At 69.9% G+C, this 14599-nt stretch carries 10 protein-coding genes and 1 pseudogene; 5 read left to right on the top strand and 6 right to left on the bottom strand.

What is annotated here, in order from left to right:
* Nucleotides 1-38: 38 nt before the first annotated feature.
* The 5 genes and pseudogenes from ACQEUR_RS15855 to ACQEUR_RS15835 all read left to right on the top strand — a co-directional run bounded on the left by ACQEUR_RS15855 (nt 39) and on the right by ACQEUR_RS15835 (nt 4379).
* Complete coding sequence (locus ACQEUR_RS15855) at nt 39-338, top strand: ArsR/SmtB family transcription factor (RefSeq protein WP_433031113.1); 300 nt, start codon at nt 39-41, stop codon at nt 336-338.
* Between the two features lie 99 nt (nt 339-437).
* Nucleotides 438-837, top strand: a pseudogene (locus ACQEUR_RS15850) (Fur family transcriptional regulator).
* Between the two features lie 120 nt (nt 838-957).
* Nucleotides 958-2664: a proline--tRNA ligase gene (locus ACQEUR_RS15845; protein ID WP_433031110.1), complete on the top strand. Its 1707-nt coding sequence runs from the start codon at nt 958-960 to the stop codon at nt 2662-2664.
* 52 nt (nt 2665-2716) lie between these two features.
* Nucleotides 2717-3331: a hypothetical protein gene (locus tag ACQEUR_RS15840; protein ID WP_433031107.1), complete on the top strand. Its 615-nt coding sequence runs from the start codon at nt 2717-2719 to the stop codon at nt 3329-3331.
* Between the two features lie 97 nt (nt 3332-3428).
* A complete protein-coding gene (locus ACQEUR_RS15835) occupies nt 3429-4379 on the top strand; it encodes an aldo/keto reductase (RefSeq protein WP_433031104.1) in 951 nt (316 codons plus the stop codon).
* A gap of 115 nt (nt 4380-4494) precedes the next feature.
* On the opposite strand, the gene ACQEUR_RS15830 is transcribed toward ACQEUR_RS15835, so the two are convergent.
* The 6 genes from ACQEUR_RS15830 to ACQEUR_RS15805 form a co-directional block, all read right to left on the bottom strand.
* A complete protein-coding gene (locus ACQEUR_RS15830; protein WP_433031101.1) occupies nt 4495-6099 on the bottom strand; it encodes a protein kinase domain-containing protein in 1605 nt (534 codons plus the stop codon).
* A 117-nt stretch (nt 6100-6216) separates the two neighbouring features.
* Nucleotides 6217-9429: a type I restriction endonuclease subunit R gene (locus ACQEUR_RS15825; protein ID WP_433031098.1), complete on the bottom strand. Its 3213-nt coding sequence runs from the start codon at nt 9427-9429 to the stop codon at nt 6217-6219.
* A complete protein-coding gene (locus ACQEUR_RS15820; protein WP_433031095.1) occupies nt 9429-10031 on the bottom strand; it encodes a DUF4276 family protein in 603 nt (200 codons plus the stop codon). The genes ACQEUR_RS15825 and ACQEUR_RS15820 overlap by 1 nt, the downstream gene beginning before the upstream one ends.
* Nucleotides 10028-11245 carry an AAA family ATPase gene (locus ACQEUR_RS15815; RefSeq protein ID WP_433031092.1) on the bottom strand — a complete coding sequence of 406 codons (1218 nt, stop codon included), beginning with the start codon at nt 11243-11245 and terminating at the stop codon, nt 10028-10030. The genes ACQEUR_RS15820 and ACQEUR_RS15815 overlap by 4 nt, the downstream gene beginning before the upstream one ends.
* Nucleotides 11242-12549: a restriction endonuclease subunit S gene (locus ACQEUR_RS15810; RefSeq protein ID WP_433031089.1), complete on the bottom strand. Its 1308-nt coding sequence runs from the start codon at nt 12547-12549 to the stop codon at nt 11242-11244. Before ACQEUR_RS15810 ends, ACQEUR_RS15815 begins: the two co-directional genes overlap by 4 nt.
* Nucleotides 12546-14528 carry a type I restriction-modification system subunit M gene (locus ACQEUR_RS15805; protein WP_433031086.1) on the bottom strand — a complete coding sequence of 661 codons (1983 nt, stop codon included), beginning with the start codon at nt 14526-14528 and terminating at the stop codon, nt 12546-12548. The genes ACQEUR_RS15810 and ACQEUR_RS15805 overlap by 4 nt, the downstream gene beginning before the upstream one ends.
* Nucleotides 14529-14599: the final 71 nt, after the last annotated feature.

The raw sequence follows: 14599 nt of genomic DNA, 5'->3' as shown, positions 1-14599 counted from the left end.
CACGCTGGTATCGCCCCAGAATTGGTTACCGTTACGGGGTGACGAGCACGAACCACTACGAGGCCTACGCCGGCGCCGGCGAGCTGCTTCGCGCGCTCTCCGCGCCGATCCGGCTCGCCATCGTCAGCGAACTGGCCCACGGCGAGCGGTGCGTGCACGAGCTGGTCGACCAACTCGGCGCGCCACAGCCGCTGGTCTCCCAGCACCTGCGGGTACTGCGCGGCGCCGGGGTGGTGCGCGGCTCGCGGCGGGGCCGGGAAATCGCGTACGCCTTGGTCGACGAGCACATCGCGCATATCGTGGCGGACGCGGTCAGCCACTCCGGCGAGGCGACGTGACCCGGCCCCGACCGGCGGAGGCCCCGTAACACGGTCTTGCGACAGCGGCGGACAATCATCGACGGGGGGCAACCCGATGCGGCGCAGCGGGAGGGCGAGATGACGACGGCAGACGGCGGCACCGCGGTCCGCAACACCCGGCAGCGCAGCGCGGTCAGCGCGCTGCTGGGCGAGGTGGAGGGCTTCCACAGCGCCCAGGACCTGCACGCGATGCTGCGCGAACGCGGCGAGCGGGTGGGCCTGACCACCGTCTACCGGACCCTCCAGGGGCTGGCCGACTCGGGCGAGGTCGACGTGATGCGGCCGCCGGGCGGCGAGCACCTCTACCGCCGGTGCAGCGAGGGCCACCACCACCACCTGGTCTGCCGGGCCTGCGGCCGTACCGTCGAGGTGGAGGGGCCGGCCGTGGAGAGCTGGGCCGAGCGGGTCGCCGCCAAGCACGGCTTCGCGGACGTCAGCCACACCCTTCGGCACCTGCCCGGCCTGCGCCGCCCGCTGAGCCGGCGGCACCGGGGCCGGCGGCCCGTCTCGCCCGGAATTGCCTCGGAGCCGGCCGCCCCGGCGCGGGCCAGGCCATCGCTGCACCGTCACCTCCGAGCGAGCGAAGGCTGTAGCGATCATGCGCTGGTCCCAGATGCACATTCCCACGTTGCGCGAGGACCCGGCGGAGGCGGACGCCCCGAGCCACCGGCTGCTGCTGCGGGCGGGCTACATCCGGCAGCTGATGGCGGGCCACTACAGCCTGCTTCCCCTCGCGGTCCGGGTCCGGGCCAGGGTGATGGCCGTGATCCGCGAGGAGCTGAACGAGATCGGGGCGCAGGAGTTCCTGCTCCCGACCATGCACCCGGCCGAGATCTGGCAACGTACCGGCCGGTGGGAGCTGATGGGCGACCTGCTGTTCCGGATCCGGGACCGCAGGGGGGCCGAGGCGGCGCTCGGCGTCACCCACGAGGAGATCTTCGCGACCCTCGCGGCGGAGCTGAACTCCTACCGGGAGCTGCAGCAGGTCTGGTACCAGTTCCAGACCAAGTACCGCGACGAGCCCCGCCCGAAGGCCGGGCTGATGCGGACCCGCGAGTTCACCATGAAGGACTCGTACAGCTTCGACCTCACCGCCGAGGGGCTGGACCGCGCCTTCGACGCACACCAGGCCGCGTACGAGCGGATCTTCAAACGGCTGGGGATCCGGGCGATGGCGGTGGCGGCGTCCAGCGGCGCCATGGGCGGCTCGACCTCGACCGAGTTCATGTGCGCCTCCCCCGCCGGCGAGGACGACGTGGTGCACTGCCCGGGATGCGGCTACGCGGCCAACCTGGAGAAGGCGACGTCCCGGCTGGCCGAGCTGGTCGACGCGGCGGGGCCGGACGCCCCGGAGCGCTTCGACACCCCCGGCGCGCGCACCATCGACGACCTGGCCACCAGCTACGGCGCGCCGGCCGACCGGCAGGTCAAGACCCTGGTGTACGCCCTCGACGGGCAACTCACCCTGGTGCTGCTGCGCGGCGACCACACCCTGGTCGAGCAGAAGCTGATCGACGCCACCGGCGCTGCGACGGTACGCCCGGCGCACGCCGACGAGATCCGCGCGGCGCTGGGCGCCTCGCCGGGCAGCCTCGGCGCGGTCGGGGTGACCGACCTGCCGATCGTGGTGGACGAGGCGCTGCGGGGCCGGCGGGACATGTTCACCGGCGCCAACACCGACGGCGTACACCTGCGGGGTGTCGACGTCGACCGGGACGTCACCGCCGGCCGCTGGGCCGACCTGCGGGCGGCCGGCGCCGGCGAGCCCTGCGTCGACTGCGGGCAGCCGTTGCGGGTGCTGCGGGCGATGGAGGTCGGGCACATCTTCAAGCTCGGCTACAAGTACAGCGAGGCGCTCGGGGTGACCGTGCTGGACGAGGCGGGCAACCGGGTGATGCCGATCATGGGCAGCTACGGGATCGGGGTGGAGCGGGCGATCTCCGCCATCGTGGAGTGCCACCACGACGACCGGGGCATCCGCTGGCCGATGGCGGTGGCACCCTTCCAGGTGGCGGTCGTGGTGGCCCAGGCCGACGACGACGAGGTGGCGAAGGTCGGCGAGGAGATCTACCGGCAACTGCGGGCGGGCGGGATCGACGCGATCATCGACGACCGCTCCGAACGGGCCGGGGTGAAGTTCCGCGACGTGGAACTGACCGGCATCCCGGTGCGGGTCACCGTGGGGCGGCGCGGGCTCGCCGACGGGGTGGTCGAGCTGACCCTGCGGGCGACCGGCGACACCGAGCGGGTCTCGGTCGAGGCGATCGTCGCCGAGGTGGGCCGGGCCATCGCCTCGGCACCCTGACCGGCGATCCGCGGTACGGCGCGCGGCGCCGGGTCGTGGCACGCTGGCCGGCATGAGGATCTACGCCGATCGCTTCCCGGCCGCCGCCCGCCAACTCCTCACCGACCTGCTCGTCCTCGCCTGGGTCTACCTCTGGATCCGCGCCGCGATGTGGCTGCACGATCTGGTGCAGAAGCTCGCCGTACCCGGGCAGAAGCTGGAGGGGGCCGGCGGTGGACTGGCCGACAACCTCGCCGACGCCGGCGGCAAGGTCGGCCGGTTGCCGCTGGTCGGCGACGAGCTGACCGCCCCGTTCGAGCGGGCCGCCGACGCCGCCCGCTCGATGGCCGACGCCGGCCGCGACCAGCAGGCGCTGGTCGGCGACCTCGCGCTCGCCCTGTCGCTGGCGCTGCTGGTCTTCCCGCTCGCACTGGTGCTCTTCGGCTGGCTGCCGCTGCGGGTGCGCTGGATGCGCCGGGCCGGCGCCGCCCGCGCCCTGCGGGCCGCACCGGCCGGGCGGGACCTGCTGGCACTGCGGGCGCTGGCCAGCCAGCCGTTGCCGAAGCTGACCCGGATCCATCCGGACGTCGCGCAGGCGTGGCGGCGCGGCGACGACGCCACCGTGGACGCGTTGGCCGCGCTGGAACTGCGCGCGCTGGGCCTGCGCGCCGGCCCGGTACGCCGCTGACGGTACGGTTCACGCCGGGGCGACCTCCGGCCTGGCCACCGGCGGCCAGGAGCAGCCCCGCGGGCGACCGGATCTCGCGGTACACGAGAATCGGCACGTGACCGACGACTTTCCCCGCCGCCCGCTGGGCGCCACCGGCCTGCACGTCACCCCGGTCTGCGTCGGCGGCGGGCCGCTGGGCAGCATGCCGGACGTCTTCGGGTACGACGTCAGCACCGAACGCGGCACCGAGACCGCCGTCGCCGCGCTGACCGGACCGTTCAACTTCCTCGACACGGCGGCCGGCTACAGCGACGGGGAGAGCGAACGGCGGATCGGCGCGGCGCTGGCCCGGATCGGCGGCGTACCGGAGGGCTTCGTGCTCGCCACGAAGGTGGACCGGGACTTCGCCACCGGGGACTTCTCCGGTGACCAGGTCCGGCGCTCGGCCGAGGGGAGCCTCCAGCGGCTGGGGCTGGACCGGCTGCCGCTGGTCTACCTGCACGACCCCGAGCACATCAGCTTCGAGGAGGGGATGGCGCCGGGCGGCGCGGTGGAGGCGCTGGTCGCCCTGCAACGCGAGGGCCTGATCGCGCACCTCGGGGTGGCCGGCGGCCCGGTGGAGCTGATGGCGCGGTACCTGCGCACCGGCGTCTTCGCCGCGCTGATCACGCACAACCGGTGGACCCTGGTGGACCGGTCGGCCGGTGACCTGATCGACGAGGCGGTCTCGCTCGGCGTCGGCGTGGTCAACGGGGCGCCGTTCGGCGGCGGTGTGCTGGCCAAGGGCACCGCCCAGGTCGGCAACTACGCCTACCGGGAGGCCGACGACGAGGTGCTCCGGCGGATCCGGGCGATGGAGGAGGCGTGCGCGGCGTACGGCGTGCCGCTGGGCGCGGCGGCGCTGCAGTTCTCCCTGCGCGACCCACGGGTCGCCTCGACCATCGTCGGTGTCTCGCGCCCGGAGCGGATCGCCGAGACGGCCCGGCTCGCCACCGTGGACATTCCCGAGGAACTGTGGCAGACGCTGGCCCCACTCACCGCGCCGAGGGAGTCCTGGCTCTACTGACTTGGCGCTACGCGCGCCCGGCGTCTGGCTGTCATGGAGCAGCCTGTGCCGGACCGAACATCGTGGTTGATGCCGGGCAGCACAGCGGGCACGGCACGTGCACTGACTGCTACCGTTATCGTGATCCACCGGTCAATCGGATGCGGGTGAGCAGGTCGCGTATCTCCCGGGCTTCGGGGTGCTCGGGGCCGCGGGTAGCGACGAGATCATCGTGGAGCGGACGGAGGATCTGGTCGGCCTCCCGGAGCCGGTTCGCGGCCAGCAGAAGAATGCCGATCTGCGTGCGTAGCTCCAGCGCGTCCCGGCTGCGATCGTCGTGCTGGCGGCGCACGTGCTCCTGGACGGCCCGAAACCCCGCGAGCGCGGCGTCGGTGTCGCCCAGCTCGGCGTGGCAGTACGCCGCCTGTTTCTGGCACTCCAGCACCCGCGGGTCGTCCGGACCCGCCCTCCAGGCGAACGCGTCGGTCAGTTCCTCGAACGCGGTCAGCGCCCGACGGACATCGCCACCGAGAAACAACACCGCCGCGTGGGTGTTCCGCAGTTCCAACACGCGAGGGTGGTCGAGCACGCCTTCGGCGTCGGCCGACGTCAGCGCCGCGTCCAGCACCATGACGGCCTGCGAGAGGCGGTCGGAGTCGACGAGTTGCTGGGCCCGTTCTTCGGCGACATCGAGTTCTTGGGCGAGCGCGGTGGGCAACGCCTGTCGTTGTGCGACCACGCGCGACGGAGCCGACGGGGTCGGTCGTGGCACGCCCGCTGGCGCGACCAGGCGGCGCGGGGCGAGCGGATGCCGGTAGGGGCGGGTCGGGTCGGGCGTGGCCCCGGGATCGGCACCGGGCTCGCCGGTCCGGGCGGCCACGGGAGCACCCGGCGCCGGCAGGAACGGGCTGAGCCGGTCGAACACCTCCTGCGCCGAAACGGGACGGTCCTCAGGCGCCTTCTCCAGCAGGTCGAGGACCAGCCTCTCGATTGCCTCAGGAACGTCGGCCCGCAACCCCCGAAGGGGTGTCGGCCGGTCGTGGACATGCTGTAGTGCCGCGTCGTTCGCCCCGTCGAAGAGCCTCTTCCCGGCGAGCATCTCGTGCAGCAGGCAGCCCAACGCGTAGAGGTCGCTTCGCGGGCTGACACCGACACCATGGAACTGTTCGGGTGACATGTAGTCCCGGCTGCCGATCATCTGCCCGGTCCCGGTCAACTGGGTGACGTCGGTCCGGAGCACCGCGGCGACTCCGAAGTCCAGGACCTTGACATTGCCGTCCTCGTCGACCATGACGTTGCTCGGCTTGAGGTCGCGGTGGACGACCGGAATCGCGTGGGCGTGGGACAGCACGGCGCAGACCTGGGCCGCGATGCTGACGGCCCATGGCACGGGAAACGGACCGTGTTCGGCGAGGAGGTCGGCGACGGTGACGCCGCGCACGAGCTGCATCACCAGATAGAGCTGTTCGACGGCGTCGGTGCCCCGGTCGATGGCGGCGTCGTAGACGGCCGGTACGCCGGGATGTTCGATCTTCGCGGTGATCCGGGCCTCGCGGCGGAAACGCTCGGCGAGTTCCCGGCGCAGCTCGGCCGGATGGTGGCGGTCGCTGCGGATCTGCTTGACGGCGACGAGGCGGTCGAGGACCCGATCGTAGCCCTGCCAGACCGTTCCCATGCCGCCGTCGTCCAGCGGCTGCACCTCGTAGCGGCCGGCGATCAGTCGCGGATGCCGGGACCCCACGCGTTTCCTCCTCGCGATCACGTTCGGTCAGTCTGTCGTGGACGACGCGAACATGTCTATGCGTGCGCGGGATTAGGACATCGGCCCCGAGAGACCGGGGCACCCCGCCGGGCGGGCTCAGGCCACGTCGGACAGACCGTGCCGGCGTCGGATCATCCGGTACGCGAGACGCCGGGCCTCCCGGGTCAGCCGGCCCCGGAACTCGTTGTCGGCGAAGTACCGCTCGGTGAACTTCGTGTCGGCCTCGGCCCGCTCGACCATGATGTCCCGGAAGCGGGCGTCGAACGGCAACTCGAAGTCACCTTCGTTGCGGCTGGCCACGGCCGCCTCCTGAAGCTCGGCGTCCTCGGCCGCCGCGACAATGCGCTCCTCGACGCTCAGCCGGTCCGCCTCGCTCATCCCCTCGCCGTACCGCCGGTTGAAGTCCTCGATGAGTTCGGAGAGCAGGGCCTTCTCCGGGTCCCTGCCGATGCCGCCACCGCTGCTGTCGAAGCCGGGCAGGAGCTGCACGCCTTCCGGCTCCAGGGTCATGTCGTGTTCGCCGGTCTTGGCCACCCGGAGGTGGGTCAGGTCGACCTCGCCGATGTCCATGGCCGGATCCTGACGTCGGGGCAGCCGGTTGAGCAGATGCTTGCCGAAGAGGTAGAGCGCCTCGAGGTCCGGGTCGACGAACTGCATCACCTGGGAGAGGAAGCCGTATTTGCGGACGTAGTCGGTGAGGTCCGAGCGGAACATCTCGGCCGCGTCGGCATCCTCGGCGGCGAGCCGCTCGAAGCGCTGCCGGGCCGGGTCGGTGAGCTGGTAGAGGGCCGCGTGACGGCGGTCCCACCGGTGGGCGGGCGGCTGCCCGGCCTCGGTCGAGCCGGGCGCGGGCTGGGCTCGCAGGTACGCCTCGGCGAACTCCCGCAGCTCCGACTCCACCAGGATCTGGTGGTCCATCACCGCTCGCTGGATCCCATAGAGCAGGTTGGGGTCGCTGGGGGTGGCGCGGGCCTCTTCGAAGTACGGCTTGAAGGCGGCCTGGATGTCCTCGGCGTCGTTGGCGAAGTCCAGCACGAACAGGTCGTCCTGGCTCTTCAGCGGGTGGGTGCGGTTGAGCCGGGACAGGGTCTGCACGGCCGCGACGCCGTCGAGCGGCTTCTCGACGTACATGCTGGTCAGCAGCGGCTGGTCGAATCCGGTCTGGTATTTCTCCGCGACGACCAGGATGCGGTATTCGGTGCGGGGCGGCGCCGCGCCGGGGCGGCCGGTGCGGGCGGCGGCGTAGGGGTCGTCGGCCCGGGTGTATCCGAACACCTCGGGCAACTCCCGTTCGGAGAACCCGTTCAGCCCGGTCTCGGTCACCTTGACCCCGTCCACCTCCAGCTCGCCGGAGAACGCGACGAGCACGCCGATCTCCGGGCAGCCCAGGTCGTCGGTGGCCTTGACCAGGGCGTGGTACATCCGTACCGCGCTCTCCCGGGACCGGGTCACGACCATGGCCTTGGCACGGCCGCCCAGCCGGTGCGCGGCCCGGGTCTGGAAGTGGTGGACGATCACCTCGGCGTGCGCGCCGAGGGTGGCCGGGTTGAGGTAGACCAGCCGGGCCAGTTGCGCCCCGGCCTTGCCCGGGTCGACCTCGATGTCCTCGGCACCTTCCTTCGCCACCCGCCAGTACGTCTGGTAAGTGGTGTAGTTGCGCAGCACGTCGAGGATGAAACCCTCCTCGATGGCCTGGCGCATCGAGTAGATGTGAAACGCCCGCATCTCATTGGTGATCGGGTCGAGGATGCCCCACTTGTCGAGGGTCTTCTGTTTCGGGGTTGCCGTGAACGCGAAGTAGGAGACATTCGGGCGCTGCTGGCGGGAGCTCGCGGCGGCGAGCAGCAGGTCGCCGTCCGCGGCGGCATCCTCGGCGCCCTTGCCGCTCAGCACCCTGCCCAGCTTGCTGACGCTGTCGCCGGAGTGCCCGGAGTGCGCCTCGTCGACGATCACCGCGATCCGCTTCTCCTTGAGCGCATCGATGCCGTCCAGGACGTACGGGAAGGTCTGCACGGTCACGATGACGATCTTCGTGGCGGTGTTGGCCAGCGCGGCGGCCACCTCGGCGGACTTCGACCCGCCGGAGCCGGTGATCCGCTCCACCACGCCGGGGGTGTGGTCGAACTGGTAGATCGTGTCCTGGAGCTGCTTGTCCAGCACGGACCGGTCGGTGATCACCACGATCTTGTGGAACACCGGCTTGTTCGGCTCGATCCACCCCGCCGCGACCGAGTCCGGGTCCAGGGCGCCGGGGTTCGCCGAACCGTGCAGGGTGGAGAGCCGGTGTGCCAGCCAGCCGATCGTGTTCGACTTGCCGGAGCCGGCGGAGTGCATCACCAGATAGTTGCTCCCCGAGCCGGCGCGGGCGGCGTGTGCGGTCAGCCCGAGCACCGCGTGCCACTGGTGGTAGCGCGGGAAGATCAGCGTGCGGTCGTGCACGCTCGTCCGGCCGCCGTTACCGGCGCCCCGGCCCCTGGATTTGGCGGCCTTGGGATCCTCCACGTGCAGGAACCGCTTCAGCAGGTCCAGCCAGGCGTCCGGCTGCCACACCTGCTCCCAGAGGTACGAGGTCCGGTAGGCCGGTCCGCCGAGGGCCGGCACCGGCGGGTTGCCGGCACCGCCGGGGTTACCCGGCCCGGCGGTGCCCTGGTTGAACGGGAGGAAGGCGGTCTTCTTGCCCCGCAGGCGGGTGGTCAGGAAGACCAGGTCCTCGTCCACCGCGAAGTGCACGAGGGTGCGTCGGGCGAAGAACGGGTCCTTCGGGTCGCGATCGGACCGGTACTGCTCCTTGGCGTCCTCGACGGTCTGCGGACGCTGGCTGGCGGAACTCTTCAGCTCGGCGGTGGCGACCGGGATCCCGTTGACGAAGAGTGCCAGGTCGACCGACTGTTGCGGGGCACCGGCCGAGAAGTGCAGTTGGCGGGTCACCGAGAGCCGGTTCCGCCGGTAGTCGTCGAGCGCGCCCTCGGCGATGGTGTGCGCCGGCCGGAAGTAGGCCAGCCGGATCCGGACGCCCCGGTCCCGGACCCCGTTGCGCAGCACGTCGAGCGCGCCGCGTTCGTCCAGCTCGCGGGCCAGGAAGCGGGTGAACTGGTGCTGGGCGACGGGTTGGTCACCCCCGGCGTAGCCGATCAGAGTCTTCCACTCCTCGTGTTGGGTGGCCCCGATGAACTCGAAGAGGTGGCCGGTGTCCAGCCCGAACTCCGGCCGATACGACTGCTGGTCGCCACGCTGCCATCCCGAGGCGAGCAGCGACTCGAAGATCTCGCGCTCGAACGCCCCTTCGGTCAGCACCCGCTCGCTATTCATCAGCCGCCCTCCCCGGTCAGCAGTCGTGTCACGTCGCGCCAGAGTTTGTCGAAGGACGGCGAGTTGTCCCGGGCCATCTTCAGGTCGAAGACCGCCGCGAGCGCGGCCTGGTCGGCGGCGGGCTTGTAGGCCCGCCCGTCGGTCCGGCGCTGCTTCAGCCAGCCCTTGCAGTCGCGCGGCCCTTCCGCGTCGGCGGGCAGCGCGAGATCTCCGGCCAGGCCCCGATGCCCGCGCAGCGAGGGCGCCGAGGCGAGGAACCACGCCTCGAACTCCCGGTTGGCCAGCACGACCGAGCTGGGCCGGTCCCCCCTGGCCGCGTGGATGCGGGCGAGCAGCCGTGGGCCCAGGTCGGCCGGACAGTCGTCGTCGGCGTCCAGCAGCACCAGCAGACCGGCGTCCGGGCCGGCGTGTACGGCGGCGGTTTCGACGTACCGCTCCAGACCGAGCGGTGCGGTCAGGGTGCCCCGGGACACCCGCAGCGGGCGGGCGACCTGGACCCAGATGTCCGGGGCGATCTCGGCGGCCATCCGGCGCAGCAGCACCGGCACCGCCCGCTCCTCGCCCTGACCTTCCACTATCGCGGCGATCGTGGCGCGGCTCATCGCCCGACCTCACCTCCGGCGGGCCACGGTCCGGGACTCGCCCCTTCCGGCTGCATCTGGCCGCTGCGGTGCAGCTCGCCGATGCTCATCAGCCCCTTCTCCACGATGGTGCGCCCACCGGCGTCCACCTCTCCGATCCGGGTCACGCCGTCCACGTTGGCCACTGCGCGCACGTGGTCGAGCCGGACGTACTCGTTGTCGAGCAGTTCCGAACTCTGACTGGTGACGATCACCTGAGCGCGCGCGGCGGCGTCGTCGAGCGCCTCGTAGAGCGCGCCGACCCCGGCCGGGTGTAGCCCGATCTCCGGCTCCTCTATCCCGATCAGAGGCATCCGTCCGGTGGAGACGGCAGGTTGGAACAGCGCGGCGAGCACCCCGGCCGCCCGCACGGTCCCCTCGGACAGGTTCTCCCGGAGAAAGGTCTGCACCCCGTCGTCGTCCCCGGCCTGGAACCGCGCCTGCACTGTCGAATACCGGCCCTCCCGCCGCTCGTCCACACCCAGCGCGTTGGGCACCAGCGCCGACAGGTAGGCGTCCAGTCGCTCCTTGCCCAGCGGGTCGGCGCCGTCGAGCGCGCCGAGGACGGGACCCAGATGCTGTCCGGCCGGGCCAAGCACGGGCCGTTTGGTGACCGGCTCGTCCAGCGCGCGCAGCACGGCCGGGTCCAGCTCGTAGAAGGTCATGCCCCGCAGGCTGGACTCCAGGGTCGCCTGCGGCTCCTCCTCCCGGAGGATCGTGGCGGAGAGCCGCAACCGCTGGCTGCGGCCCGGCACCTCCAGCGGCAGCCGCAGCACCCCGTCCGGTTGCCGGATCTCGCCGGTCTCCCGCAGCACCAGCAGCGGCAGCAGGCCATCAGGGTCCGGGCCGACCGCGAACCCGTACGTCGCGGGGACCGCCTCCGCGCCGGCCACCCGGGGCCGGAGCATCAGGTCAAGCAGGATCTCGAAGGAGCCGGCCACGCCGCTCGGGCCGCGATGCAGCAGGGCATCCAGGCCGCCCCGGTCCGACACCGCCTGAGGCAGCGAGGTCCGCAGGGCATCGGCTACCAACCGGAGTACGTCGAGGAAGTTCGACTTGCCCGACGCGTTGAAGCCCAGGAGCACGGTCAGCGGCCCCAGCGTGACGTCACAGTCGGCGATCGACCGATAGTTCCTGACCCGGACCCGCCTGACGAACGGCACCGGCTGCGGGCCGAGCCCGAACCCCTCGCTCACGACACCTCCACCCCCCGAGCGGTCGTCACGTCAATCTGCCCCGTCACCGCCGCCGTAATAAGCGCCTGCCGCCGCTCGGCGAGGAGCTGAAGTTGGCGATGGACGGCGTCAATGAGCTGGTCGATACGAGCATTATCCTCGCGAATCCGTTCAACAATCTGCTGCTGCTCGTATAGTTCTGGCAACGGGATCCGGAGCATCTGCAGATCGGGAACGTAAATCGTTTTGTGTGTCGATCCCATGGCCAAGCGGCCGAGCAGGTCCTGCCGCATTGCTCGCAGGCACCACAGGAGATAGAAGGGATTCAAGCGCGGACCGCAGGTCCAGGTCACGAAATCCTGGCTGGTCGCCATGCTGTCACCCATGACAGCAGAGTACCCCGCCGATGCGGTGCGGCAGAGAACGACTGTTCCCGGAGGATGTAACTCGGCGGCGCTATTCGCAAGGCCGAGCGCACTAATCCGCTCGCGGGTCTCGGTGATGACCTCGCGCCGGTCATCGCGCACTTGACTGACTTCCCCCGTGGTGATCCACGGGATGATGCAGTCTGTCCACCACTCCGGATGCGACCGGCTTGGCGTGTGCCCACTTCCCATTCGCGCCACAAGTCCCAGGCGCACCTCCGGCCAGTGGGCAGGCAGCACATCCGTCCAGGCAAGCCTTGACGTACGCTGGCTTGGCTCGGCAAGTCCAGTGATATGTGAAATAACGCCGACATCGCGCCGCTCCCGCAAAAGGTGCGTGACCCGACGTTGCGCCTCGGTTAATCCATCAATCCGAGCCACTTCAGCGTCGAGGAAGTCGGCGATGCGGCGCTGCTCGCGCAGACTGGGCAATGGAAGCTTTAGGTTGCCCAGCTGTTCGAGGTTCAACCCATCGCGATTCCCACCGACCTGTAGCGAAGATATCTGCTCCTGCGCATTGAGCGCCGAGAGCGCGTATGAAAGGAACCGAGTGTCCGCATCCTTGCTTGGTCTAACGATGCAGACATGCTGATTGACGTTGGCTCTACCAAAACCGTCCGGCACGTAGGTGACCCGTCCAAGCGAAGCGCCAGTAATGTTGACGAGGACGTCTCCATTACGCACCCGAGAAGCCCGCATTTCATGATCAACTTCATGATCGATATACACGACGTCATCGAGCTTGAGACCGTCAAAGTGAATATTCTGACTGCGAAGGAAAATTATCCCTTCGTCCTTGTAGGACTCGCCGCCACCGTTGGGGGTCTTTCCACTACCGATCTTCGTGGTGAAGGTCTTGACGCGCCGCAGTCTCCATAGAGCGGTCGGAGTCTGAATCACGCTGTCACCTGGCCGAGGAGGGTTTGGATTTCTGCTTCCAGGGCCTTCAACTCGGCGTCGATCTCTGCCAGCGGGCGGGGTGGCTGGTAGACGTAGAAGTGGCGGGTGAAGGGAATCTCGTACCCGACTTTGGTCTTCTCGTGGTCGACCCAGGCGTCCGGGACGTGCGGCAGGACCTCACGCTCGACGTAGGCGTCGATGTCCTCGTCCAGCGGGACGTTTTCGAAGTCGCGCAGCTCCGGGTCCGGCTCGGGGGCACCCTTGACCATCTGCACCTCGCCCTCCGGGTCCCGGACACCGATCACGTCGCGGAGCGCCTTCTGGAACGGTGCCCCGGCGGGCCAGAGCACCCCTGCTTCGGCCATGCTGCCGCGCAGCGCGGTCCACGCCGCCTTCTTGGTGGACCATACCGAGCCGAGCAGCGGCTTGAGAGCACTCTCCAGCGCGTCGGAGCCGATCAGCCGCTGGAGCGCCTTGGATTCGCGTACCCGGGTCAGGGTTTCCTCGGTGACCTCGAAGCGGAGCTTCAGCGGGCGCTCGACCGTGATGCGGTGATAGCCGAAGTCGCGGTTGCGAAAGATTTTCACCTTGCCGTGCTGGGGGTGCTCGGGGTCGGCGGCGATGGCGGGGCCGTCCGCGTACATCCGCATGATCTCGTCGATCTGCTTCTCGTCGATCATCTTGCGCTTGTCGCCGAGCGACTTACGCATCTTGACCCAGTAGTCCCGGGCGTCCACCAGCATCACTTTGCCACGGTGGGCAGGGTCCTTGTGGTTGGTGAGGATCCAGAAGTACGTGGAGATGCCGGTGTTGTAGAAGAGCTGGTCGGGCAGGGCAACGATCGCCTCCAGCCAGTCGTTCTCCAGGATCCAGCGGCGGATCTCCGACTCGCCGGACTCGGCGGCGCCGGTGAAGAGCGGCGAGCCGTTGAAGACGATCGCGAGGCGGCAGCCACCCTCGCTGACCGGCCGCATCTTGTCGATCATGTGCTGGAGGAAGAGCAGCGAGCCGTCGTTGATCCGGGGCAGGCCGGCGCCGAAGCGACCGTCGAAGCCGCGCTCCTGGTGCTCGTCCCTGACCTGTGCCTGCACCTTCTTCCACTCCACCCCGAACGGCGGGTTGGAGAGCATGTAGTCGAAGGTGCGGTGCTTGAGCTGGTCGTCGCTGAACGAGTTGCCCAGCTTGATGTTGTCGACCTCCTGATTCTTGATCATGAACTCGGAGCGGCAGATCGCCCAGGACTCGGGGTTGAGCTCCTGGCCGAAGGCGTACACCTGGGCGGTCTTGTTGTGCGCGAGGATGAACTCCTCGGCGGCGGTCAGCATGCCGCCGGTCCCGCAGGCCGGGTCGTAGATCCGGCGAGGCGCACGCGGCACCTTGATCTCGTCCAGGTCGGGGGCGATGAGCAGGCCCGCCATCAACTTGATCACTTCGCGTGGGGTGAAGTGCTCGCCGGCGGTCTCGTTGGAGGCTTCCGCGAACTTCCGGATCAGCTCCTCGAAGGCGTAGCCCATCTCGTGGTTGTCCACCACGTCCGGGTGCAGGTCGAAGTCGGCGAACCTGCCGACCACCAGGTGCAGCAGCTTCGCCTCGGCCAGGTGGGCGACCTGCTCGGCGAAGCGGTACCGGTCGAAGACCTCGCGGGCGTTCTCCGAGAAGCCGTTGAGATAGCCCATCAGGTTGCGGACGGCGTCGTCGGGTGCGTTGGCGATCGATTCGAGCGTGTGCTCGGTGGTGTTATAGAAGCGGTAGCCGGTCGGCCTGGCCAGGTACGGGCTCGGATCGACGCCCTTGGCCTCCCACTTTGCCTTCTCCGCCAGCACCGCGTCCCGGGTCGGCTCCAGCACGCACTCCAGGCGGCGCAGCACCGTGAACGGCAGGATCACCTTGCCGTAGTCGGCACGCTTGTAGTCGCCCCGGAGCAGGTCCGCGACCTGCCAGATCCAGTTGGCCAGATTCTTCGGCGTCGGGTCGCTCACCGGGGTCCTTTCTTGTCGTACCGCGCGGCGCGCCGGGCACGGCGTCGTCCGGACCGAGTCTTTCACGAGGG

It is taken from the genome of Plantactinospora sp. CA-290183 (genome assembly GCF_050936375.1).
GTDB lineage: Bacteria > Actinomycetota > Actinomycetes > Mycobacteriales > Micromonosporaceae > Plantactinospora.
Note: the sequence above shows the minus strand (reverse complement) of the source record. Positions and strands in the feature narration are given on the sequence as shown.